Source organism: Chryseobacterium sp. HNCC26DJ239 (assembly GCF_057180445.1).
The window spans coordinates 151,048-174,321 of sequence record NZ_JBXUGJ010000005.1 but is presented as its reverse complement, the minus strand read 5'-3'; the positions used below and the strand labels follow the sequence as shown (position 1 = coordinate 174,321).

24 protein-coding genes are annotated in these 23,274 nt (G+C 37.7%); 21 read left to right on the top strand and 3 right to left on the bottom strand.

Annotated elements, in window-relative coordinates; all coding sequences use genetic code 11:
* Nucleotides 1-2: 2 nt before the first annotated feature.
* Genes AC2A1D_RS12440 through AC2A1D_RS12430 form a run of 3 tightly spaced genes read right to left on the bottom strand, consistent with a single transcriptional unit; the run spans nt 3 to nt 3,490 of the window.
* Nucleotides 3-677 carry a response regulator gene (locus tag AC2A1D_RS12440; protein ID WP_123280556.1) on the bottom strand — a complete coding sequence of 225 codons (675 nt, stop codon included), beginning with the start codon at nt 675-677 and terminating at the stop codon, nt 3-5.
* Nucleotides 664-3,297 (bottom strand): ATP-binding protein, encoded by a 2,634-nt coding sequence (locus AC2A1D_RS12435; RefSeq protein WP_123280557.1) that lies wholly within the window; start codon nt 3,295-3,297, stop codon nt 664-666. Before AC2A1D_RS12435 ends, AC2A1D_RS12440 begins: the two co-directional genes overlap by 14 nt.
* Nucleotides 3,290-3,490, bottom strand: coding sequence for a helix-turn-helix transcriptional regulator (locus AC2A1D_RS12430; protein ID WP_123280558.1), 201 nt, complete (start codon nt 3,488-3,490; stop codon nt 3,290-3,292). Before AC2A1D_RS12430 ends, AC2A1D_RS12435 begins: the two co-directional genes overlap by 8 nt.
* A 514-nt stretch (nt 3,491-4,004) precedes the next feature.
* Between AC2A1D_RS12430 and mobC the strand changes: the two genes are divergently transcribed.
* From mobC to AC2A1D_RS12325, 21 genes are all read left to right on the top strand, one after another.
* Nucleotides 4,005-4,376: a plasmid mobilization relaxosome protein MobC gene (gene mobC, locus AC2A1D_RS12425; RefSeq protein ID WP_123280559.1), complete on the top strand. Its 372-nt coding sequence runs from the start codon at nt 4,005-4,007 to the stop codon at nt 4,374-4,376.
* Nucleotides 4,373-5,815, top strand: a complete 1,443-nt coding sequence (locus tag AC2A1D_RS12420) for a relaxase/mobilization nuclease domain-containing protein (protein WP_123280560.1) — start codon at nt 4,373-4,375, stop codon at nt 5,813-5,815. Before mobC ends, AC2A1D_RS12420 begins: the two co-directional genes overlap by 4 nt.
* Nucleotides 5,812-6,447, top strand: a complete 636-nt coding sequence (locus tag AC2A1D_RS12415; protein WP_484043939.1) for a ParA family protein — start codon at nt 5,812-5,814, stop codon at nt 6,445-6,447. Before AC2A1D_RS12420 ends, AC2A1D_RS12415 begins: the two co-directional genes overlap by 4 nt.
* On the top strand, nt 6,435-6,842 hold the full coding sequence (locus tag AC2A1D_RS12410; RefSeq protein ID WP_484043938.1) for a hypothetical protein: 408 nt from the start codon (nt 6,435-6,437) through the stop codon (nt 6,840-6,842). Before AC2A1D_RS12415 ends, AC2A1D_RS12410 begins: the two co-directional genes overlap by 13 nt.
* A 4-nt stretch (nt 6,843-6,846) precedes the next feature.
* The gene (locus AC2A1D_RS12405; RefSeq protein ID WP_484043937.1) at nt 6,847-7,428 is read left to right on the top strand and encodes a hypothetical protein; all 582 of its coding nucleotides are present in this window, start codon (nt 6,847-6,849) and stop codon (nt 7,426-7,428) included.
* A 150-nt stretch (nt 7,429-7,578) separates the two neighbouring features.
* Nucleotides 7,579-7,914, top strand: a complete 336-nt coding sequence (locus AC2A1D_RS12400; protein WP_124986297.1) for a DUF4134 domain-containing protein — start codon at nt 7,579-7,581, stop codon at nt 7,912-7,914.
* 1 nt (nt 7,915) lies between these two features.
* Nucleotides 7,916-8,233, top strand: coding sequence for a DUF4133 domain-containing protein (locus AC2A1D_RS12395; RefSeq protein WP_312081960.1), 318 nt, complete (start codon nt 7,916-7,918; stop codon nt 8,231-8,233).
* 15 nt (nt 8,234-8,248) lie between these two features.
* Nucleotides 8,249-11,308 carry a TraG family conjugative transposon ATPase gene (locus AC2A1D_RS12390; protein ID WP_484043936.1) on the top strand — a complete coding sequence of 1,020 codons (3,060 nt, stop codon included), beginning with the start codon at nt 8,249-8,251 and terminating at the stop codon, nt 11,306-11,308.
* Nucleotides 11,295-11,954 (top strand): hypothetical protein, encoded by a 660-nt coding sequence (locus AC2A1D_RS12385; RefSeq protein WP_484043935.1) that lies wholly within the window; start codon nt 11,295-11,297, stop codon nt 11,952-11,954. The genes AC2A1D_RS12390 and AC2A1D_RS12385 overlap by 14 nt, the downstream gene beginning before the upstream one ends.
* Complete coding sequence (locus AC2A1D_RS12380; protein ID WP_484043934.1) at nt 11,951-12,616, top strand: hypothetical protein; 666 nt, start codon at nt 11,951-11,953, stop codon at nt 12,614-12,616. Before AC2A1D_RS12385 ends, AC2A1D_RS12380 begins: the two co-directional genes overlap by 4 nt.
* Nucleotides 12,567-13,295 carry a hypothetical protein gene (locus tag AC2A1D_RS12375; protein WP_484043933.1) on the top strand — a complete coding sequence of 243 codons (729 nt, stop codon included), beginning with the start codon at nt 12,567-12,569 and terminating at the stop codon, nt 13,293-13,295. The genes AC2A1D_RS12380 and AC2A1D_RS12375 overlap by 50 nt, the downstream gene beginning before the upstream one ends.
* A gap of 71 nt (nt 13,296-13,366) precedes the next feature.
* Nucleotides 13,367-14,176: a hypothetical protein gene (locus AC2A1D_RS12370; protein ID WP_124986301.1), complete on the top strand. Its 810-nt coding sequence runs from the start codon at nt 13,367-13,369 to the stop codon at nt 14,174-14,176.
* 10 nt (nt 14,177-14,186) lie between these two features.
* Nucleotides 14,187-15,356, top strand: coding sequence for a TraJ family protein (locus AC2A1D_RS12365; RefSeq protein ID WP_124986302.1), 1,170 nt, complete (start codon nt 14,187-14,189; stop codon nt 15,354-15,356).
* A gap of 5 nt (nt 15,357-15,361) precedes the next feature.
* Complete coding sequence (gene traK / locus AC2A1D_RS12360) at nt 15,362-15,976, top strand: conjugative transposon protein TraK (RefSeq protein ID WP_124986303.1); 615 nt, start codon at nt 15,362-15,364, stop codon at nt 15,974-15,976.
* A gap of 14 nt (nt 15,977-15,990) precedes the next feature.
* Nucleotides 15,991-16,356 (top strand): hypothetical protein, encoded by a 366-nt coding sequence (locus tag AC2A1D_RS12355; RefSeq protein WP_484043932.1) that lies wholly within the window; start codon nt 15,991-15,993, stop codon nt 16,354-16,356.
* A gap of 98 nt (nt 16,357-16,454) precedes the next feature.
* Nucleotides 16,455-17,612 (top strand): conjugative transposon protein TraM, encoded by a 1,158-nt coding sequence (traM, locus tag AC2A1D_RS12350; protein ID WP_484043931.1) that lies wholly within the window; start codon nt 16,455-16,457, stop codon nt 17,610-17,612.
* Between the two features lie 4 nt (nt 17,613-17,616).
* Nucleotides 17,617-18,510, top strand: a complete 894-nt coding sequence (locus tag AC2A1D_RS12345) for a DUF4138 domain-containing protein (RefSeq protein WP_484043930.1) — start codon at nt 17,617-17,619, stop codon at nt 18,508-18,510.
* A gap of 76 nt (nt 18,511-18,586) precedes the next feature.
* Nucleotides 18,587-20,584, top strand: a complete 1,998-nt coding sequence (locus tag AC2A1D_RS12340; protein ID WP_124986307.1) for a type IV secretion system DNA-binding domain-containing protein — start codon at nt 18,587-18,589, stop codon at nt 20,582-20,584.
* Between the two features lie 16 nt (nt 20,585-20,600).
* A complete protein-coding gene (locus AC2A1D_RS12335) occupies nt 20,601-21,461 on the top strand; it encodes a M23 family metallopeptidase (RefSeq protein WP_484043929.1) in 861 nt (286 codons plus the stop codon).
* Nucleotides 21,451-22,632, top strand: a complete 1,182-nt coding sequence (locus AC2A1D_RS12330) for a hypothetical protein (RefSeq protein WP_484043928.1) — start codon at nt 21,451-21,453, stop codon at nt 22,630-22,632. The genes AC2A1D_RS12335 and AC2A1D_RS12330 overlap by 11 nt, the downstream gene beginning before the upstream one ends.
* A 21-nt stretch (nt 22,633-22,653) precedes the next feature.
* A complete protein-coding gene (locus AC2A1D_RS12325) occupies nt 22,654-23,262 on the top strand; it encodes a hypothetical protein (protein WP_484043927.1) in 609 nt (202 codons plus the stop codon).
* The last annotated feature ends 12 nt before the right edge of the window (nt 23,263-23,274 follow it).

The following is a 23,274-nucleotide window of genomic DNA, read 5'->3' as shown; positions in this document are numbered from 1 at the left end:
TCTTACTTGTTTAGCTTATTAATCATATTATCTACCCTGCTTAATAATTCACCTAATCTGTCAGTATTTGAAGACAATTTATACTCGTTTGGTATCGAAGAACTCTTGTCAACTGATTTTTCAATGAAACCATCCAATTCTATGATTCTTTGCTCTTCATCATAATTTGCTTTCCCTGCTTTTTTCTTTTCCAATAATTGAATCAACTCTTCTTCCGCATTTTTTAATTTTGATTGATAATGATTTATTGAAGCAATTACCCTGTCTAAAAATGTGGCTTTTGCCTTTGTCGTTTCTTCTTTATTTGACTTGTGTAAAATATTTTTTACATATATTTTATTCACATCATCAGTTTGATTAATTGCAACATCATCGAAGGCAGTTAACACTATAAATGGGAAATCTGCTCTAATGGAAAGAAACGCTTCAAGTAGTTCTGTTCCATTATACGGAACGTTATAATCTATATCAATTCTTTTTTCATTCAAATTGAAATCTGTGATGATTGCATCTGGTGATGTTTCAATGATTTTTTCAATCATCGAATCTAAATCTGCCAAAGGCAGCTGTGTTAGCGGAGCAATTTCTCCTGCCCTTGGTGATTTTTCTACGTAATCTAGAAAATCATCGAAGCTGTCTTTTTCCTCATCAATAAAGAGTATTTTATACTTGTCCATCTTTTTGTCTTTTATATTTCATAGGAAAGGAAACTCTTAAACCAAACCCATTTTCTGGGAACAATAGTTTTAGATTTCCATCGTTTTCTTTCACAATTGACTGAACTAGCCACATTCCCAATCCAGTACCTTCTTCTTCAGCAGTATGCGGATTTCTTCGGGTAGTAAATAACGGTTCAAAAATAATTTCTGGTTTTTCAATATCCTTGGATAATCCTGTGCCATTGTCAGAATAATCAAAAATTACTTCCCTGCCGTTAGAATGAACTTTTACTTGGATTTGTCTTTGCCTATTTTCTCTCATCAAATTGAACGCTTCAATAGAATTGACCAATAAATTATTAAAAATACTATCAAGGTCAATCTCAAAAACTCTTAATTCAATATCTTCTATTTCTGTAACTTCTAAAAGAATACCTCTTTCGTCTAAAACAGTTATCCAATCATCTTTGAACTCATTAAAATAATTTTTCAGGAAAACCTGTGGTCTCTTTCGTTTATCCTTTCGAGTAGCCCCTAATGAAAAATTTAACCAATTTTGAAGTTTTATATCCTGCGTTCTTATTCGTTCTATTTGAGAAAAAGGATTCTTTCTTCTTTCAGATTGTTCATAATCTTCTTCTTTAATTTTTTCAGAAATAAGCTCCTTTAATTTATCCGTTCTTGAACTCAATACATCATTCAATTTGCTTAAATCGTGGCTAAAAGAAGCCAAGACAATACCACTACTTGCTAATCCTCTTAATACTTTTTGCTCATCTTTAAGTTTTTCGATTTGTTCTTCTTTACGTTCTATCTCAATTGCTAAAATCTCCTTTTCTCTATCACTTGCTTGTTGTTCTTCGGATGTATTATCATTGGTAGCAGCATTATTAGGATTATCTTCCCTTTGCCTTCTTTTCTCACGAGAATCTGCAACAATTTTTTTAGCCAAATCTTCAGCTTTTTTTCTATCCCTTTCTGCTCCAAATCTTTCATCATCATACGCATCCATTTCTCTTGCAATAAATGCCCTGTCGTCTTCAAAAACATTAATTATCCCTGCTAAAAGTTGCTTAAACACATCAAAAGTTTTGTTATTCTGCAAACCTTCTCTGCTTGATTTATCTTCAAAATTTACGTTGGTTAACCTTGAAATTTTTACAGCTCCAGCCACATTTTCCGGCTCAACTCTATATCCGCCTTCCGGTTTTGCTACACCCGCAGGACTTGCCGCTTTTCTATTACCTAAACTTAACCAATCAAACGCTGCATCTTTTGCCTCTCCGTATGGTCTTACCCTGAAGTTATCTCTGAATAGTTTAATTCCTCCAAATTTATTCAACCAATCTTTACGATTATTTGACATAAATCCTTTGTAAAAGAAACGGCTTGCGTCATCGCTTGAATAGCTTCTTTTTAGGAAGTAAAATGTAAATTCAAAAACTCCAATATTGTCAAACGTATTATCCTCGTCACGTTCTTTAAACCCCATCAATATTTGAGAAAATGATGTTTCCTTTTTCCAAAATCCTTGGAGGAAATCTTCTTTTCTATAAGGCTCATTCTTCATCGCTTCTCTCTGAAAAAATCCATTTGGAATTAACTCAACATCATACTCTTCACGATAAACTGTAATTGAAATATTTTGATTTTCATCAGCCTTTGCAACTAATTTATAATCATAATCATCACAGACAGAACCTAAGACTTCTCCATATTTATTTTGCTCCAGAGAACTAAAAAGATATATTTCAAACTCCCCAACTTCTTTTGGCGGCACAAGTACTTCTAAATCGGTGAAAACTTGGTCGACATAAAAATTTTCCCAATTATCTCTTAGATTTGATATTTTTAAAATCGTCCCAAATTGAGCACTTTCTTCAAAATTAATTTTTGATAAATCCAAGGATGGTATTTGTGCTTCAATTTCTTCAATTATTGAATTTGCATTTATGCCAATCAACTCTGCATCAACTTTGTCTATTGTTTTAAACTCTCCTTCAAAATCTTCCCAATTAACAATCCATCTATAGCCCGAGTAATCAGTTGCAGCACCATTCTCATCTACATCGTTTTCGTGTACTTCTGGATTAAATATTGTTGTCATCTCACAAATACCACCTAATTTATCAAGGGCAAATCGACCAATTCCTTTAGCACCTGCTTTTACCCTACCAGACTTAGTAAAAACATCATTTGCCTTGTTGTCCGTTCCTATAGTCATCCAATAATCACGAATGATTTTTTGGGTCATACCTTCTCCAGTATCAATAATGTATAATGAACAAAACTTAGCTATTGTGTTTTTGAGCTGTTTCTTTTTTTCTTCATCAACATCTTTTTTAATTACATAAGTATTGTCGGTTTCAATATCCCTTTCGTATAATTCAAATATTTCGACTTCTGGTATTCCTAAAGACTTTAATTCGCTTACATATTCTTCAGTTATTTCATTTAAAACCGTTGAAAATTTATTATCAAAATATACAATGCTAATTTTACTGTCAGCGTCATAACCATTTTTGACCAATTCAATAATTGCTCCTTTGGAAGAAGCTATATTTTCCCTTCCAATAAGCCTAGCAGTTCTTGCCGAAACCTTAAAAGGAATTTTAGTGCTATTATTGTAATTAGTCATTGAACAATGTGGTTAATTTAACATCCAATTTTTCTGCAATTTTTACAAAAGTCTTTAGCGGCGGTTGTACTTCATTTGTACACCATCTTGAAACAGTAGCTTCATTTTTACCTAACTGCTCAGATAGCCATTTACTACTCAAATTCTTTTCTGCAAGTACTACTTTCAACCTATTAATTGCTTTTTTACTCATATAAATTGCATATTTTGTAAAGATATTGATTTTTTCAATCTAAAAGACCCTGTCGGAAATTTATTTTAGCCTTTATTGTGACTAACCCCTGCTTTGCAGTAAACCTCGAATTTTTTCTCTTGTCGAAATCAAGATTTATTTATTGAAATTATACCCAATTTAAAAAAGTAGGAAATCCTTATTTCCTGAAAAAAATGTTATTTCAAAGAAATACTTGTGAAAAAAAAGCACCAACTTGTTTTTTTGCATCAAATATCGGCTAACTATATTGCTGTTTTCTTTGTCAAATTCAAATTATTCCACTATTTTTAACATTAACTCTTTCTATTTTATTCTCAAATTTTAGTCAAATCGCATTGAACATTTTGTCCCAAATACATACCAAATTTGGTACAAAATTGTCAACAATTATTAGTGATAAAATCTTACTTTTGATATTCCAATTTAGGAGAAAACCTTTCTCGTTTGCTAATCAAATCCAATCACCAAAATTCTGGTGAAAAACAATTAACAAATGAAAAAAGTATACCCCACCCGCACCAAAACCGCCCGCATCACACTCCGTCTTTCGCAGGAACTCAAAAACCAATGGCAATCGCACTGTAATAAATCCAATATTTATTTATCCGATTTCATCATCAATACGGTTGAAGGGAAAATGCTTGAAAATGACAGAAAAGAGATTATGGCTTTCATCGAAAAGCAAGGGAATATTTTCGCTAAGATTGAGAATAATATCAATCAGATTGCCCGTTTCATCAATACAGAGAAATACCTATCCAAAGAACTTCTCAATGATTACAACCAAAAACTTTCAGAACTTAATAGTCTGAAAACCGAGCAAAACCGAATCATCAAAAAAATCTACACCGAACTTGCCAAATGATTGTCAAAATACTCAACAAATCGTCAAAGGAATTCAACGGAGTTTCTTATAACGACAAGAAGATTGATAACGGAAAAGGCGAGCTTCTGTCGATGAAAAACTTTCCTCCTTACATCAATTCTTCTTCCGGAACACAGGATGTCAAGAATTATTTCAAAGCCCTGTCAAACAATAACAAACGGATTCAGAATCCGCAATTTCACTGTACGATTTCCGCTCAGGGAAGGACATATTCAAAAGATCAATTGTCCGACATTGCCGACAAGTTTATGGATAAAATGGGTTATGGAAAACAGCCTTTTATAGTGGTTTTTCATAATGATACTGCAAACAATCACGTTCACATTGTCAGTTCAAGGGTGAATAAAGAAACCGGAAAACGCATCGACCGTGATTTTGAGAAATACCAGAGTCAAACCGCTTTACAGGAAACCTTGAAAGAACTTTACGGAACCGATGTTCACCAAAAACTGGATAAGCTTTTAGATTACAATTACAGCAATCTCAGCCAGCTTCAGAAGCTGTTGGAAAACAGCGGCTACGGTTGCTATGAAAAGGAGAACCGGCTGAAAATTACCCAAAACGGAGTCTTTCTGAAAGATATTGACATCGGTACAATTAATTTTTCTGAAAAAATATTTGACGATAACAGAAAAAAACAGATATTTGCACTGTTCAAAAAATACAAAGAGGTTTATTCCAATCAGGCTTTCAAAGTCTCGGACGAAAAACAAAAATACACCTCCTACCAATCGGAACTCCAATTCCAGATCAAGAAGAAATTCGGAATTGACGTTGTTTTCTCACTAAAGGATGATAAAATACCAATCGGCTACACCATCATCGACCATCATACCAATACGATTTACAAAGGCAGTGAAGTAATGAAAATGGAAGACCTCTTCAAGCTCACTTCCGAAGCGATAGATAAAAAGCTCTTTGACATTCTGACCAATTCTAATGTAACAACCGAAACAAAGGAAGCATTTAAAAAGCATTTGGAAGACGAGTACAAATGCAATGTCCACGATTGTATGATTTTTTTGAAGCCCACTTCAAAAACGTCTTACAAAATCTGGCAAGAGTCAAGAGATGTAACAAAGGATTACATCCGGAATTTTGGAAATGCAGAACATTCGGGCGATAAGATAGCCATTATCAGCTTTGCCAATGCATTGTATGTTATCAATAAAAACGAAAATGTCATTTTCAATTTAAAAGAATTGGTCGGAGATTATTATCTCAATCTTTATCTGTCCCAAAACCTTCATCCCCAAAATTCCGGAAAACATCCTGTTGTAAGCGGTGTGCAGGTTCCCGTTTCGTCAAGTCCGGAAGCATTACTCAAATTATCTTCCGTTTTTGATATTCCGGGAACAGCATCACCGACAAACGAAGAACACGAAAATAACCGCAGGAAAAAGAAAAAAAAGAGATGATTATCACTTTTGCCAATCAAAAAGGCGGTGTTGGAAAAACCACGCTTGCCATTGCGTTTGCCAATTATCTTTCCCTGTTTACCGATAAAAAGGTCAATGTCATCGATTTTGATTTTCAGCGTTCCTTTTACAGACAATGGTCGGAAGACAAAGAGCTTCCCGGAGATTATCTCTATGAAGTCGAGAAAATTTCGGAGGAAAATATCCATCTTACCCAAAATGAAAAAATCCTCAGCCAGCTCAAAGCCGGCGAAGAAATATTTTTATTCGACACCGCAGGCAATATCCAGAACAATTACACACAGGTTTTGCAATACAGCGATGTGGTGGTGATTCCTTTTGAATATTCCAACGTGACGATGATGTCCACCGTTCTGTTTCTCAACTTGTTGCAATTAATCAAAGTGAATGCGCAGTTATTCTTTATTAAAAGCAATATGAGAAAGGACGACCATTACGAACTGAAATCTGTAATGGATGACGAATTCGGAAAACTCGGAACGGTTATCGGTAAGCCGGTATTTACACGGAAATGCCTGCTCCAAATCAATACCAAATTATTGACATACGAGCAGAAAATGGCGGTTAAGGAAACCTTTGATGAACTCATTTATTACTTATGGGAATCTTAGACCAATATGTCACGGATGAGGACAAAGAAGAACTTTCCAAAAATCTGAAACTAACCGCAACTGAAAAGAACACAAATGTAAATACAAAAAATAATCAAACGAAATCTAATATTTCGGAATCAGAAAAAAAGAAAACCGTAAAAAAGACACAGCATTCCGAAGCTGGACATTCTGAAATTGATGAGGATTTACAATCCGTTATCAGTGATTTTGTCGCTACTTACAAGCAAAGCGACAAGGCCGGAAGAATGATTCGGATTCAGAATGCGCATTACAGGAAATTGGTCAGTCTGCGTGCAGACGGAATTTCCGTGAGTGAATTTATCAGTTTTGCGGTCCATTATTTTCTGAACTCGAAGGATATTGATTCGATTATCAAACAATTAAAACCATAGATCAATGGGAAAAGTCATACTGATTACCGGCATATTGTACCTTTTGTACTATGCTGGAAATATTGTTTACGACTTGTTTATAAAAAAACCGATTGTTGTCCACAATGAAAATGAAGGCGAACTTATAAGCATCGGAGCGATTTTGGAAAACGAATCTGAACCGGTAAAAAACATCCGTGAAGAGGAAGTCGAAGACCTTGATACGCCCAATTCTTATCAACTTGATGATGAGGAATTATTGTTGTCCGGCAATGACCAAAACAATCACAAAGACCGCTACGAAGAAGAAAACGAGATTGAATACTTCTCCAATGCTGATAACCAGAAACCAAATACACAGGATTTGAATCCTCAAACAGAGGAAACAAAAACTTTGGAAGAAAAAGAAACAAAACAATCGTTTCTTTCCAAGATTGGTTCAGCCATCGGCATCAGCGAAAAGGAAACCACTCCGAAATCGAAGGAAATCATCCCGGCAAAACTGTCGGATGAAGCTTTTCGTAATTTCTTCGAGAAAGCAAACAGTCACATCGTGATTGGGAATGACAATGGTCAGAATTTTTATAAATCAAGTTTAGTTTATTAACAATTCGTAAATAAGAAAGCACTGATGGTGCTGTTTCGGTTCCTGAATATTCTGCAGAATGTTCAGGAATTTTTTTGTGCAAAGTCCGGACGAGCACAAACAGGAAACAACCATCAAATATCGTTTAATCAAAATTTTAAAACATTCTAAATGAAAAAGAACATCATAAAAACATTCAGAAAATCAAACATTACCAAAGGTTTATTTGCGGCAGCATTGCTGTTGGCATCCAATATTGTTTTTGCACAATCGGGAGGAGCCGGAGCTATTACCACAGCCACTTCCGACATTGAAGCATATGTAGAACCGGTTTCCAATCTCGTGCAGATGATTGGAGCTGTGGTCGGGATTGTCGGAGGTGTCCGAATTTATAACAAATGGAACAACGGCGACCAAGACGTCAACAAAGAATTGATTGGCTGGGGCGGAGCGTGTATCTTCCTTTTGCTCGTTCCAACGGTAATCCAGGCGTTCTTCGGAATCTAAGATGATGGAAGAGCGAACCTATTTCCTATACAAGGGGCTGAAAAAGCCTCTTGTTTTCAAAGGATTGAAAGGAAAATACATCTATTACGCAGGCGGAAGCTTTGTCGGAACGATGATTCTGGGCGTGATTCTCAGCAAGGTCATCGGATTTTTCATCGGCATTGCGCTGGCTTTCGGAATCGGTGGCGGACTGATGTGGAACGTCTTCCGGCTTCAGAAATCCAAAGGCTTATACAACAAAACCGTCAACCGCAATGAAGTTCACATTCTTCCAATCCGAATCAAATTAAAACAACATTTTCAAAAAGCGGAAACTTAATAATAATATCTACAAATGAAAAAGAAAGTTTTCAGTCTTCCTTACATCGGTTACGACTACGGCTCCAAGTTGGGAACGCCTTATGATGTTCTCATCGGCGAGTTCGGAAATCCCATTGTCGCCATCAAAATCAAAAATCTGGTCACGCAATATTCCGCAGACCGTGAGCTGTATCTCAAATACCATTCGGTGTTGCTCAATATCATCAGCATTATCGGTGAAGGGCATATCGTTCAGAAGCTGGATATTTTCGATAAGAAAATCTATCATACAGAACCGCACGAAGAGTATCTCCAGCAGACCTATTCCGACCATTTTGAAGGCAGACTTTACAAAACCATCGACACGCTCCTGGTCTTCACGCACAGAATCGACCAAAGCAAAAAGAAAAACCAGTACAAATATTCCGACAAAAGGTACAAAGAGCTTCGGGACAAATCAGAAAAAGTATTTATGCTCTTGAAAGAGAACGGTTTTGAACCAAATTACCTTTTTGAAAAGGATTTTGAGTATTATATTTCCTCCACATTATCAATGAACTTCGGAAAATCGACCAAAGCGATGGACAATCTCCGCTCAATGGACAGCCATCTAAGAATCGGAACATCTTTTGTAAAAGCCATTTCCCTTGTAGATGTTGAAAATATTGAGCTTCCCAATGATATTTCGGCTTACACCACTTTAGGCGGAAACGGTGCAACCAAAAATACGGCAGTCGATAATTTCGCTTTTCTGAATGATTTGGATTTGTACGAAACGGTTATCTACAACCAAATCATCGTAATTCCCGAGCAGACGGAGCGGGTAAAATTCTTAGCCAATAAACGCAACAAGCACGAAGGCTTTCAAAATGAACCGCTCAATAAAATCTGTGCGGAAGAAATCACGCTTTTATTGGATAACATTGCCAAAGACGGACAGTTGATTGTCGATGCCCATTATTCCTTGATTGCTTGTTGCAAAACACAAGAAGAGATGGAAAAAACGCAGTCAATGGTTGAAAACCAATTGTTCCAAAAAGGGATTATTACCAGTAAAAACACCTACAATCAATTGGAATTATTCAGGACTTCGCTCATCGGAAATGCCAATGAACTGAAGGAATACGACCTTTTTACCACGACGAGTGAAGCCTCGTTGTGTTTTTTTTTTAAAGAAAGCTATCCCGTAGATGAACATTCCAATTTTTATCTGCGGTTTACCGACAGACAGGGTGTTCCTTTAAAAGTGGACACTTCGGATTTGCCGATGATAACCAACCGAATCAACAACCGGAACAAGTTTGTTTTGGGACCTTCTGGAAGCGGAAAATCCTTTTTGATGAATAATATTGTCGAGCAGTATCTGACCTACAATTATGATGTCGTGATCGTGGATACCGGAGATTCTTATTCAGGAACCGCCAAATACAAAAACGGAAAATACATCCAGTACACCGAGGAAAAGCCTATCACAATGAATCCTTTTGTGATGGACAAAGAAGAGTTCAATATCGAAAAAATAGAATTTCTCGGAAATCTGATTTTTTTGATTTGGCAAGGTGCAGATTCTTCGATGAGTACAACACAAAAATCCATCCTTGATAATCTGTTATTGGCATATTACCATCAGTTTTTCAATGGCGGAACCGATTGGTACGAGCATAAATCTTCTACCGAACTGATTCTTTATTTGAAGAAATACAATATCTATGAAGAGGAAATATATGCTGACTTTGAAAATGGTTTTCGGGAAAATGAAAACTATTATCACATTCTCGGAATCCCGATGACCGCAGAAAAAGAAGACATCAAAAAAGCCTTCCGAAGATTGGCAATTCAGTATCATCCCGATAAAAATCTGGATAATGAAAATTATGATGAATATTTGTTCGACAGAATCCATCAGGCTTACGAAACTTTATCAGATGATAAAAAGCGAAAGGCTTATGATGAAACACAGTTGGTATTATCCAACCGAAAAATCATCAAAAAACCTGACATTAATACGGAAGAATGGAATGAGGCTTTCAGAAAAGCATTGATTAAAAAAGTGGTCGAACTGGAAGAAAAACTCTTTGTAAAGGAGCTTTCATTCAATACCTTTTATGAATATTCTGAAAAATTTTTGCCGATTTATCTATCCAATAAAAAATTCAGGATTGCTGAAAGTGAGTTCAATCTCAGAACGTTTCTCTATGTTTTGGCAGACTTTTACAAAGGCGGACGATACGGAACAACGCTCAACGAAAGTGCGGATAATTCATTATTTGACGAGCCTTTTATCGTTTTTGAAATTGACAATGTAAAGGATAATCCGAAACTTTTTCCCATCGTAACGCTCATTATTATGGACACCTTTATCCAAAAAATGAGACTGCGAAAAGACCGCCGAAAAGCCCTCATAATAGAGGAAGCTTGGAAGGCAATCGCCTCAAAATTAATGGGTGGATACATCCTCTATCTCTACAAAACAGTTAGGAAATTCTGGGGTGAAGCGGTGGTCGTAACGCAGGAACTGGATGACATCATCGGAAATGCCATCGTCAAAGATTCCATTATCAACAACTCCGATACGTTCATTCTGCTTGACCAGACCAAGTTCATTGACAATTTTGACAAGATTGCCAAACTTCTTTCCCTGAACGATGTGGAACAAAGCAAGATTTTCACGATTAACAATCTGAACAACAAGTCTGGCAGAAGCCGTTTCAAGGAGTTCTACCTCAAACGTGGAAGCAAGGGCGAAGTGTATGGAAACGAGGTTTCCCTGCAGCAATATCTGACCTATACGACTGAAAAACCCGAGAAATCAGCGATTGAATATTATGTCCAAACCTTCGGAAATTATCAAGAAGCTCTTGAACAATTTGTGGAAGACATCAAAAAATTAAATGATGGACTTCCCAATTTAGTAGCATTGGTCAATCTTTACCGGCAACCGATTGATGAAAATTTGATTGCATTTTACCATTCTTTCAAAAAGCAGAACAAAGGAAAAGACTTCTTCAAAACTTTGAAAAGGGAATTGCTTAATCACGATATGAATCTACAACAACTCGTTAAATCCAAAAACAAAACCTATGAAAAAAATTAGCACATTTATTTTGGTATGGATGCTATGCTTCATCAAAGCACAAACACCATACATTGACGTTTTAACTGCTCCTGCAATGGCTTTGTATGCCACACAGATTAAAAACGAGCAGGAAAAAACCGTGGACGAAATGAACAAGCTTCAACAGGCACAGGCATTTGTTTCAACACAGATGGTTTTAGCGAACGATATTCAGAACAAGGTGTACAAAGGACTGAAAGAAGTGAACGGAACATTGAAAAATGGAATTCAGGTTCAGAATATTTACAACAATCTCAACAAGATCATTACGAACGTAAACGGCATCTACACCGAAGTTCAAGATGCTCCAGAATACAGTGTTTTTGCCTATAAATCCGTCCAGCTGGTCACCAACAAAGCCACGGATATTTATGCTGATGTTGCAGATTTACTCACTAGCGGAGACTTGAACCTCGCTACATCTGGAGACCGCAAACGTTTGTTATTCAATATTGAAAACAACACCCGTCTAATGAATGTCTATTTGATCAATGTTCGATGGGCAATTAAAAGAGCCAAGAAAAAGGGATTTTGGAAGTCCATCAATCCGTTTCAAACTTATGTCAATACCGACAAAGCTATTTTCGAGCAGATTTTGAATAACGCAGGAACTTTAGGATTATGAGAAATTTTTATATCAAAATGTTATGTATTTCGATAATCATTTTCTCTATCTCATTAAAAGCACAAGGCAACTACATCTGCTATTATCTCATCAATTCCGAAATCCAAAAGACGATGGAGGAAAACGAAAAACAGAAAGAAATGAGAAACAAGCAACTAACTAATCTGGGACTGGAATCTGCCAACAAGGAACAATGGACAAAATACAAAGAAGTCAACGAAAAAATCCGAAACCGGCTGAACAATCTGTCTTTTGCAATTCAGGCAATTCCGACTTCGGTCAACATCGTGAGGGAGATTGACAAAATCTACGAAATCCAGTCCAAGATTTACAATGAACTGTCTGATGCTCCAATCTGGATTCCGCTCGCTTTGGGAGGACAGTACGAGTTCATTGACCAGCTTCAGATGGACATCCGATTAATGGCAGGCATTGTACTTTCTTACGGAACCATCAACGGAATGGAAAAAGCCGAAAGGAAAATCCTTTTGGATTATGCTCAAAATGAAATCAAAACTTTGAGACAGCAATCTTATGCAACCTTACAGAAAATCCTTAACGTCAAAAGGAAAATGAAATTGAGAAATAATCTTTTCCAAAATTGGATTAACCGTGATAAAAAAATCATTCAGGATATCATTAACAAAGCAAATCTTTACTAAAATGAAAAAATTTTTGTTGATGTTGCCTTTGCTATTTTTCGTCAAAGGCAATGCACAATATTACTATCAGCTCTATTACAATCTCGAATTGCAGGCACAGGTTACGGCAAATCAGGCAGTGCGTGTAGCTTCGGAAAAGCTGTATCAGAATTCCTACGAAAAGCAACGGAAATCCTATGATGACATCAAGGAAAAGGTAACTCAAGTGGTCGTGATAAAAAATCATATTTACAACCAATTACGAAACGTTAATTCCGCTTTGAAGCAGGGGAAACAGTTGGAAGCTATCTATTATGATTTTTCAAAATTATTGGGTAATATGGGAAAGATGCTCCAGCTGTCCGCGCAAAAGCCCGAGTATTCTCTTTTGATCACCAACTATTATTCAAAACTCTATCTGCACGCTATGAACTCGTATGAAAATATCAGCAGCAGCGTACTGAATGAAGAAAACGATTATCTGATGGACAGCTATGACCGCCAAAAAATTCTCTCGAAAATCCAGCACGAAATCAAGATAATGAACGGATGGACGGTGCACATCATCAATTTTCTCCGGAATGCCGAAAAGAAACCCTATTTCCGGCATATCGGCGTTTTGAACGGCTGGTACAATCAGGACAGGGCGATGATTCAGAATATCATCAATAATTACAACTACAATCTCAACGGTTGGTAAATGGTTGTTTGCTTTTGGCAATTGGCTTTCCGCCAAATACACCTATTAATTTTCAAACAAAATTTTTAACAATGAAAAATAGTTTAAATTTCCTTTTGCTACTATTCAGTCTTTCTTGCTTTAAGGGACAAACAATTAAAAGAATCAAAGACAAACACATTGTAGGACAGGAAAAACGTCAGGTTTTCTATCAATGGGGAGATTGGCAACCACAGCCGAAGTATATTTTCGGGATACAGGTCAACTATGCCTATGCAATGGTTTGGGGCTGGCTTGCTCCCAGCAGAAACCGCCAGTACAAAGGCGGAAGCGACATCCGTCCGCTTTCTCCGTGGGGATTGCAAAATCAAAGATATGCCAGTACACTCGTTCAGCAGGACAGAACCAAAGAAATCCAGGATGAATCCCAAAATACTTATGATGAAAATCTGAAGGAATTTTATCATTACACGAGTGCTACTTCTTCTGCCGACCCATTGTATGTGCTGTATTACAAAGATATGCTGAAAAGTCTTGACAATTTTAATCCTGGTTCGCCAATTCCGTATGAATGGGGATTTACTTCGCCACAGGCTTGGGAACGGTTCAACCAATACGGCATTATCGGGGAATGCAAACGAAAGATTGATGCGATTCAAGATAAGTATAACATTGCTAAAACAGTGGATATGCCGAGAGGAAAACGGATTTTGGCCTACCACGATTGCCTTATCGAATGGCGGAAAATGCAAAAATATCTCGCTTACCTTAATAAACAGGGCGAAAACCGCCTGAAAGCAGAAGCCAAACTCAAAAATTACAAAACCAAACATCCTGACAAAATCACCAAAGAACGGCGTGATGCCGAAATCTTTGTCGATATGATGACGGGACATTTATAATTAAAAAAAAATGAAATCAATAATTTATTTAAAAAGCATTATCCTTTTAATGCTTTTTTTCATTCCCTGCCTTGCTTTCGGGCAAGATACCCATTCTGATGAGTATTACCAAAAAGCAATGGATTTTTTGCAGGGCGAAGGCGTATTGGAAGGTTGGTTTACAGAAAAGTTCCTGCCTTTGTACGACAGCTTTATGACCGCTGAATATGGGCAGTTTATCTTGTTCGGTCAAGCTGTAGCGGGAATCGGAGCGTTGCTCTATCTCGGAAACATCGGCTGGCAAATGATTAGCGGAGACCGGGAATGGGAAATCGTGTCGATGCTCAAACCTTTTGCCATCGGACTCGTAATTATGAACTGGGTGGGATTTGTCGGATTAATCCGAACGCCATTGTTGAAGTTGCAGGACGTTTCCGAAAGCAGTTTCGTCCAAAGCCAGCAAGAACTCAATTCCCTTCGTTGGGTACGGTTCAAAAAACAACAGCAGGTGGTTGACCGAATCATCGAAGAACAAGCAAAAGCGCAGGCAGAAATAGAACAGCAGGAAGCTGGTGACCAATCTCTGATAGAAGAAGGTCTGGATATGGTCGGCGATGGACTGACTAGCTTGATGAGTCCTATTTACGAACTTTACCTCCGTTTACAAGTTGGGCTTCAACTGGCTATTTCGAGTATGCTGGAACTGATTGGCTTATGGATTTTAAGGGTTTGTGTATATGGGGTTTTCTTTATCCAGCTGATATTTTCCACAATTCTGATTATTGTCGGTCCTATTCCGGTAGGTCTGTCCGTTTTTCCGGCATTTTCAAGTTTTCTTTCGCAATGGGTGGCACGGTTTATCAACATTAATCTGTACGGATTTGTCGCATTCATCGTCCTGAAAATCGGAATCTTACTACAGCTGTTTGCTTTTGAAGCAGAGATTGAACGCTACGACCAGATTATTAATAATGATGGCAGTATCAAAAATATGGATTTGCTGCTCACGTATTCTGGAAGCGGCATAATGTCTTTCGGACTGGTCATTGTCTGTTTTCTGATTACCGCAGTCGGCATTTTATGTGTTCCGACTTTAGCCAATTACATCATCCCTTCAGGAAGCAGTAACGCCGGTGCAATGTCTAAAATGAAACGTGCAGGAATGGCTATTGCAACTAAGGGAACTTCACTTTTAAAATAAAATCTATGGCAGTTGTAAAAAATATCGAACAAAAAATAAAAATCAATAAAGTGACTTCCATCGGTTGTATTGTATTGTCCGTGGTCATCGTGATTGCAGGATTTGTGTTTTCCTACAAGCAGATTCAGGATGCGAGAAAATCCATTTATGTATTGGACAACGGCGTTCCGGTTTTGGTCAAGCAAACCGACTTATTACTGAACCGCCCTGTTGAATACAAGGCACAGATTGACCTCTTTCATTCTCTGTTTTTCACGCTTTCTGCAGATGACGATTACATCAAGGAGCAGGCAAAAAAAGCTTTGTATCTGATTGATGACAGCGGAATGAAAGAATATATGAACCTGAAGGAAAAAGGGTTTTACAATCAAATTATCTCCTCCAATTCCGTGATGACCGTGAAAGCAGATAGTATTAAACTTGATGAACAAAACCTCAAATTCATCTATTACGGAACGCAGACCATCAACCGGAAAACACAGCTCATCGTCCGGAGACTGGTAACGGAAGGCTTTATCAAAGACGTTCCCCGCTCTCCCAACAATCCGCACGGTGCACTGATTGAAAAATGGAAAACATTGGATAACTCGGATATATCCGTCAAAGAAAAATTCAGATAATGGAAAAAGAAATAATGACTACAAAAAAAAAATCCACTTTTTGGAAAAGAATAGAAAATTTCGCAGAAAAACAGCCCCGAAAAGCATTCTATATAATGTTCGGACTGATAACGTTCTCGGTTATTTTCTCCATCGGAAACCTTATTTACATTCAGAAAGTTTCCGTTCCGAAGTATGAGAAGATGAAAAAGGAAAACATTTTCAAAGATGCTACTAATTCATTTGAAACTCCCATCAGAGAAGCCGGAAACATTATGGATATGAGGGAAGCGATGAAAGAGCTGGACTATTATCGCAGGAAAACCGTGCTGAGTTCCTCGGACAGCATCCGTATCAAATACCTGCTCGACAAATACCATCTAAAAAAACAGAACAGATGAAAAAATTGAATTTAAAACAACCCAAATACATTCTTCCTTTGATTGCCTTGCCCTTCGTTCTGATGATAGGGTATTTTTTTAACCAGTTCTCGGACGGAATGTCGAAGGACAAAAGCCAATTGGCAAAGAGCAAGGATATTTCCACCGATTTCGGAAACATTAGCGAACGTTCTGATATTAAAGGAAAAGCCGATGCTTATGCCGATTTTTTTGATAAAAAAACCGATGGAAGAACGATGATTGACGGCTTCGGAGATGAAAAGGACAGCTTGCAATCGTTTGACGACAATTTATCCGACCGTCAGAAAAGGTATGTTGATAGTCTTAATTACGCCCGTGAAAAGGAAAAACTCAACAATCTTTCAAGGCAATCCCGTCAGCAATCCTATTACAATGCAATGGACGGAAAGCAAAGCCGGCAACGGGAAGACGAACAGTACGAACGCAGTATGAAGATGCTGAAAATGCTGAATGGCGACAATGTCAATCCGAAAAAATCAGGAAGTTCTGATGTGAAAAATAATGAAGTCTCCGATTGGAAACAACAGCAAATGTCGCTGATGCGTGAGCAGATGATGCTGATGGACAGCATCGAAAAAGCCAATAATCCCGAACTGAAAGAGCAGGCAAAAGCTTTGGAACGAATGAAGAAAAACGATAAGGAGGTTGATTTCTTCCTCAATTCGACACTCAAAGTGACCAAAGCTTCCAAAAGTGCAGATTTCAATTCGATTTATAAGCAGAAGGAAAGCTCGTTTATCAAAGCGGTGATTGACGAGAACACCAAAGGTTTCCTCGGAAGCAGAATCAGAATTCGTCTTCTGGAAGATGTGTATGTCGGCAATGCCAAAATCACGAAAGGAACGCCTTTATATGCCTTTATTAGCGGGTTTTCTCTGCAAAGGGTCAATCTGCACATTGTCTCCGTGATGCATCAAAACGAGATTCTTCCCATCAATCTCAACATCTATGATATTGACGGAATGGAAGGCTTGTATGTACCGAGTTCGGCATTTAGGGAGATGACTCGGACAATGGGACAGAATATTGTGCAGGGACAAAATCTTTCGAGCGGAAGTACGGATTTTTTCACGAATACCATTTCGTCCATTTATCAGTCCACTTCCAAAACCATTGCCGACATCATCCGAACCAACAAAGCCAAAATCAAGTACAATTCTTTTGTCTATCTGATTGATAACAAGGAACTTGAAAAACGCAAAAAGAACATTTACAAAACCAATACTCAACCTTAAAACAATGAAAAATCTTATACTTTTGCTGGCAATGCTTTTATTACCGGCTTACTCGTTTGCACAAAATACTGCCGTTTCAAAAATCTACAAAAACAGGCTTCCGAAAATCAATATCTCCAAAGATGTGAATCTCCATTTCCGAAGTCCGGAACCGGTGCAGTTTGTAGATTTAAGCACCAACAAGCTGATTGGTGATTTGCCTGCTGAAAATGTCGTCCGAATCAAAATCCAGCAAATGGAGGAGGAGAAACATTTTGTGAACGACAGCCTCAGAAAAACCGTTGACATTCCCATTGATTATCGTGAAAATCAGGAATTAGGCGTGGTTACGATTGTCGGACAGTCCTTTATGGCACAATACCAACTGGTGTATTCTGAAAATGAGCAAAACGGCAATATCATCAGCAATATAGAAGTTCTTCCGGAGGATATGCAAGCTTTGGAATTCCCAGATTTCAAGATGTCCAATGTGGAATTAAGGAAATACGCAATGGAACTCATCAGCAAGAAAGAAGACCGGAAAGTCCGAACCAATAAGGATTTGGGGCTGATTTCACAGTTGAATAATGCCTGTACTTTCGGAGATTATGTATTTCTGGACATCAGCTTTAGAAACAAAACCAATCTCTCGTATGATATTGACAAGCTGAAATTTTCCATCGATGACAAGAAAATCTACAAAGCGACCAACGTTCAGTCTATTGATATTGAGCCTGTTTTTCGTCTGTATGATTTGAAACGTTTCAAAAAATCCTACCGGAATATTTTTGTCTTCAAAAAATTCACTTTTCCCAATAACAAGATTCTGAACATTCGCTTGATTGAAAACCAAATCAGCGGACGAACCATCAATCTGGAAGTGAAATACTCCGATATTCTGGAAGCAGATACATTTTAACAGCCATTTGCTTTTGACGGTTGGCAAATAGCTAAAAGCCAGAAGCAATATGCAATTTTAATTCTAACAAAAAATTATGCAGGAAAGCAAAGAACAACAAAAGATTTACGGCTTTTTTCAGAAAGCTGTCTATATGCTTGTGCTGACGGAATGTGCGATTTTATTTTTCGGAGGCACTCAAATTCCTATCCTTCCGAAACTTCTGAAATCCTTCGCCAAAATGCCATTTTTGTTTCCTCCGCTCAATGCGAAGTTTGCAGAAATTGTATTGATTATTCTGATTGCCATCGGAACCAAGCCGAAGAAAAATCAGAATATCAACATTGCAAAATCCATTATTCTGCCGATTATTGCGGGTTTGCTGATGATGTTCGGCTCGTTGATGTTCATCGAGGATACTTTCAGAAAAGAGGCAATTTCTTTAGCTCCGCATTTTAATATGTATCAGGGAATCTATGCGCTTTTGTCCTTTTTAGGCGTGCTGATTACGCTTTTGGGAGCAGACAATATCAGCAAGATTATGAAGCATAAGCTCGGAAAAGACCGGTGGAACATTGAAGAAGAATCTTTTGACCAGAACAAAGAATTGGTGAGTACCGATTTTTCCATCAACATTCCTTATCTGTTCTACTATAACAAACGGATGAACAAAGGCTGGGTGAATATCAATCCGTTCAGAGGAACTTTGGTTATTGGAACACCCGGCTCCGGAAAATCATTCGGTGTCATCAATCCGGCTATCCGACAGCTGATTCAGAAAGGGTTTTGTCTATGTATTTATGATTACAAATATCCCGATTTGGGAAAAATCGCCTATTACCATTATCGACTGAAAAGGCAAAATGATAAAGGTTACAACTATGATTTTGTGGTCATCAACCTGAATGAAGTCGAGAAATCCAGGCGGGTCAATCCACTCAGAAAAGAATACCTTTCGACGTTGTCTGAAGCACAGGAAATGGCGGAAGCAATGGTTTCGTCCTTGCAAAAAGGTGGCGGTTCGGGTGGCGGAAGCGACCAGTTTTTCACGCAATCCGCAATCAATTTTCTGGCTTCGTGCATTGCATTTTTGGCAAAATATGAGAACGGGAAATTTTCCACACTTCCGCATCTCTTGTCTTTTATGAACCGGAGCTATGATGAGATTTTTGATACGTTGTTCACAAATATCGAACTGCATTCTTTGCTTTCAACTTTCAAATCGGCGTATGACAACAAGGCTTTTGACCAGTTGGAAGGACAAATCGGAACCTTGAAAATCTTCCTGTCAAGATTGGCGACCAAAGAAAGCTTTTGGGTATTTTCGGGCGATGAAGTGAGCCTTAATATTTCAAATCCCTCAAATCCGACCATTGTGGTTTTGGCTTCCGACCCGAATACGCAGGATATTAATTCAGCTTTGTATTCAACGGTCCTGAACCGGCTTTTGAAGCAAATCAATTCCAAAGGAAATCTTCCGAGCGGAATTATTGCGGATGAATTACCAACGATTTACATCCATAAAATCGACAACCTGATTGCCACGGCAAGAAGCAATAAAGTCGCTGTTCTTTTGGGATTGCAAGAAATTCCGCAGTTCAAGCAATTTTATAAAAAGGAAGTGGCTGATACGATTACCGCCATCATCGGAAATATCCTCAGCGGAAGCGCAAGGGATAAAAGCACGCTCGACTGGCTGGAAAAAGTCTTTGGAAAAGTGAAGCAGAAATCACAGTCAATGTCCATCAATAATAATCAGACGACGATTTCTATTCAGGAAAAAATGGACAATCTGATTCCTGCGGGAAAAATCGCTGGACTGAAAACCGGAGAAATGGTCGGAATCATTGCTCGTGATGAGAACAACGAAACGGAAGAATATAAAACTTCCGCCATTCACGGAAAAATCAATCTGGATATGGAAGCCATCAAAACGGAAGAACAAAATTATGTGGAGCTTCCTGTTTATTACAGCTTCAGAGACGAAGCCGGAAACGACAATAAGAACCAAGTTCTGATGTCCAATTTTCTGCGAATCAACCGTGAAGTGGAACTGATTGTAAAGGAGTTTGGTAATAGTTCAACGTCCAATTAATTTAAATTTCAAAAAAATGAAAAAAGCCATCTTACTTTTTCCTTTGTTGTTGTTTTCCAGATATTTTTCGCAGTTCAACACGGCTTCTTATGGGAGCAGGCTGAACAGCATACAAGTTTCTCAATTCTCGGAAAACCATTTCAGCGGAAATTTTCTCTCGTATCATATCGAGGGAAACAGCAAACAGAAAAGAGAAATCAAAACAGCGGAAGCATCAACAAAATCTGAAGAAAACAAATCGACAGAACAGAAAAAAGAAATTCCCAAAGAAGAGCCAAAACCCGAATCTTCACAAACAAAAAATGATAAAACAAACACTGAAAAAAGCACAGAATCAGACTTTGAAGAGGATTTTCCTTTGAAAGAAACTGAAGATTTTACAGAAAAGAAAGTCCGTTACAAACGACTGAGCCTGATTACGGACAATAACAACGGGTTTACCGAAAAACAAATCGTTTTTATGCCTCTCAAAAGGATGCTCATCACTTCCGAATACGGCAACCGCTTTCATCCTGTGGACAAAGTGAGCAAGTTTCACGCAGGAATTGACCTTCGGGCAAACAGCGATTATGTGTATGCGGTTTTGGATGGCATTGTCAGCGAAGCCGGTTACAGTGACGGTGCAGGAAACTACATCAAAATACGGCACAAGGATTTTGAAACCGTTTATATGCATCTTACCCGAAGTTTTTACTCGGAAAGCGACATCATCTATGCCGGAGATATTATCGCTGTCAGCGGAAATACGGGGAAAAGTACTGCTCCACATTTGCATTTCGCAGTAAAGGAAAATGGAAGATACATCAACCCTATTCAGTTTTTAAATGATTTAATACAAACCAACAATGCTTTAGCAGATTATAACAATGGAAAATAATACCAACCTACTTACCGATGAATTGAAGAAATTCGGGATTATGACCGAAAACAATCAATTTTCAAAAAAGCTTTCCGACAATGAAATACAAAATTTCTTAAAAGGCGGGATTCTCATTGCAGAAAATGAAAAAAACCGACTGACGTTCAGCATCAAGGATGACCAGTTGAATGTGAATGCCTATACTAAAGACATCTTCAATCATAAAGATTTGTCTTCGGCAGAATTGCTTGAGATTTCTTCCAAAAACACTAACCTGTACAAGGTAATGGCAGATTACGGCACAATTACGCACATTGGAAAAGGGAATTTCAACCATAATCCGGACAATGAAAAGACAACTTTTGTCGAAATTGAAAACGAACGAGGTAAGACTTTGTTTTTCGGGAATAAATTAGATGAAATTCTCAAAGAATTTAAGCCCGGAGATAAAATCCAAATCAACCAAACAGGAATTGAAAAATTGACCTTCACAATTGAAATTGATGGGGAAACCAAAGACATTTCAAGATATGACAACCTGTTTTTGATTCGTCCTTTTGAGGGAAAAAACAAGCAGTTTCAGTCTAAAATTTTCGAGCTGGATTTGAAGGATAAAACCATCAAAGATTTGGATACCACGAAATATGAATTGCAAACGGTTAACGGCAAAACCTTATCCGAAAAGCAGCTGCAACAACTCCGAAAAGGAAAAGAAGTAAAACTGGATGATGAAACCACCATCCAACTCAGTCCGAAAGCGGATAATGACAAAAAACTGTCTTCTTCCGTAAAAGCATTGCTGATTACTTCGGTAATGATTGACGGCGGAATCACTTTTATGCTGATTAAGGGAATTCAGAAGCTGGCAAAAATGCAGGAAGACAACCGAAAGCAGTTGGAAAGCTGGAAGTATCTCGATGAACTCCAAAAACTGAAGGGTTTTCTGCAATCCAAAGCGGAGCAATATCCGGATAACAAAAAGATTATTTCAGATTTGAATGTCGTGAGTAAAGAAATTTCCAATATCCAATCCAAAAATCCTGAACATCAGAAGCAGGAAAAGAATGATGACACGGTTCGACTGAACGTGAATGACCGTGACACTTATGAAGATGCCAACCGCAAAAAGGAAGAGGAAATTATTGAAGAGGAAAAATCACAATCATCGGCTTTTAAAAGGGGACGATAATTTTTTAAAAACGGTATCACTATGCAACTGGAATTAGATACTATCGAACTTTTCGGCGGAACAGTGTGTGACAATGGAAATCTTTATTTCAAAGGCAAAATCGAAAATTCGTGGTGTATTCTCTACCGGGATTTGACGAATGTGGAAACAACGGATTTCTTCCTCATTATCAAGCCTTTTGATGATGCAATGGTCCATCAGCTTTACTTTTTTAGAAATCTGAAGGAAGCGATGCTTTTATTTCAAATCAAAAATAAAAGTTACTTTAAAAACGCCCGGATTGTAATCGCAGGAATGAAAAGCATTCCGTTTTTGAAGACCTTTCTAAAGCAAAAATTTACTGAAAATAAAACGCTTCTTCCAAGATTGAATTTCTTTCACTCTCAGGGAAATTTTGATTTGGTGGCTTTATATCTTGAACTTTTGGATAAGGGAATTTCGTATCAAACGATTCATAACAATGGAAAATCTTTTCTCAATATTCAATACAAAAATATTGAGATTCAGTTAAGTCATCATCAAATCAGCAAAAGCAAAATCTGTTTTTTGCTTGGAATCAATGACCGGAAATTCAGCGTTAGAAATCATTTTTTATCCTCTCAAATCATTAATCAAAACCTTTATTGGTAAACTTTTAATTTA

What these genes read in the sequence shown, in the direction of transcription:
- AC2A1D_RS12440 (WP_123280556.1), bottom strand. Translation starts at nt 677, where the DNA reads ATGGACAAGTATAAAATACTCTTTATTGATGAGGAAAAAGACAGCTTC.
- AC2A1D_RS12435 (WP_123280557.1), bottom strand. Translation starts at nt 3,297, where the DNA reads ATGACTAATTACAATAATAGCACTAAAATTCCTTTTAAGGTTTCGGCA.
- AC2A1D_RS12430 (WP_123280558.1), bottom strand. Translation starts at nt 3,490, where the DNA reads ATGAGTAAAAAAGCAATTAATAGGTTGAAAGTAGTACTTGCAGAAAAG.
- mobC (WP_123280559.1), top strand. Translation starts at nt 4,005, where the DNA reads ATGAAAAAAGTATACCCCACCCGCACCAAAACCGCCCGCATCACACTC.
- AC2A1D_RS12420 (WP_123280560.1), top strand. Translation starts at nt 4,373, where the DNA reads ATGATTGTCAAAATACTCAACAAATCGTCAAAGGAATTCAACGGAGTT.
- AC2A1D_RS12415 (WP_484043939.1), top strand. Translation starts at nt 5,812, where the DNA reads ATGATTATCACTTTTGCCAATCAAAAAGGCGGTGTTGGAAAAACCACG.
- AC2A1D_RS12410 (WP_484043938.1), top strand. Translation starts at nt 6,435, where the DNA reads ATGGGAATCTTAGACCAATATGTCACGGATGAGGACAAAGAAGAACTT.
- AC2A1D_RS12405 (WP_484043937.1), top strand. Translation starts at nt 6,847, where the DNA reads ATGGGAAAAGTCATACTGATTACCGGCATATTGTACCTTTTGTACTAT.
- AC2A1D_RS12400 (WP_124986297.1), top strand. Translation starts at nt 7,579, where the DNA reads ATGAAAAAGAACATCATAAAAACATTCAGAAAATCAAACATTACCAAA.
- AC2A1D_RS12395 (WP_312081960.1), top strand. Translation starts at nt 7,916, where the DNA reads ATGATGGAAGAGCGAACCTATTTCCTATACAAGGGGCTGAAAAAGCCT.
- AC2A1D_RS12390 (WP_484043936.1), top strand. Translation starts at nt 8,249, where the DNA reads ATGAAAAAGAAAGTTTTCAGTCTTCCTTACATCGGTTACGACTACGGC.
- AC2A1D_RS12385 (WP_484043935.1), top strand. Translation starts at nt 11,295, where the DNA reads ATGAAAAAAATTAGCACATTTATTTTGGTATGGATGCTATGCTTCATC.
- AC2A1D_RS12380 (WP_484043934.1), top strand. Translation starts at nt 11,951, where the DNA reads ATGAGAAATTTTTATATCAAAATGTTATGTATTTCGATAATCATTTTC.
- AC2A1D_RS12370 (WP_124986301.1), top strand. Translation starts at nt 13,367, where the DNA reads ATGAAAAATAGTTTAAATTTCCTTTTGCTACTATTCAGTCTTTCTTGC.
- AC2A1D_RS12365 (WP_124986302.1), top strand. Translation starts at nt 14,187, where the DNA reads ATGAAATCAATAATTTATTTAAAAAGCATTATCCTTTTAATGCTTTTT.
- traK (WP_124986303.1), top strand. Translation starts at nt 15,362, where the DNA reads ATGGCAGTTGTAAAAAATATCGAACAAAAAATAAAAATCAATAAAGTG.
- AC2A1D_RS12355 (WP_484043932.1), top strand. Translation starts at nt 15,991, where the DNA reads ATGACTACAAAAAAAAAATCCACTTTTTGGAAAAGAATAGAAAATTTC.
- traM (WP_484043931.1), top strand. Translation starts at nt 16,455, where the DNA reads ATGTCGAAGGACAAAAGCCAATTGGCAAAGAGCAAGGATATTTCCACC.
- AC2A1D_RS12345 (WP_484043930.1), top strand. Translation starts at nt 17,617, where the DNA reads ATGAAAAATCTTATACTTTTGCTGGCAATGCTTTTATTACCGGCTTAC.
- AC2A1D_RS12340 (WP_124986307.1), top strand. Translation starts at nt 18,587, where the DNA reads ATGCAGGAAAGCAAAGAACAACAAAAGATTTACGGCTTTTTTCAGAAA.
- AC2A1D_RS12335 (WP_484043929.1), top strand. Translation starts at nt 20,601, where the DNA reads ATGAAAAAAGCCATCTTACTTTTTCCTTTGTTGTTGTTTTCCAGATAT.
- AC2A1D_RS12330 (WP_484043928.1), top strand. Translation starts at nt 21,451, where the DNA reads ATGGAAAATAATACCAACCTACTTACCGATGAATTGAAGAAATTCGGG.
- AC2A1D_RS12325 (WP_484043927.1), top strand. Translation starts at nt 22,654, where the DNA reads ATGCAACTGGAATTAGATACTATCGAACTTTTCGGCGGAACAGTGTGT.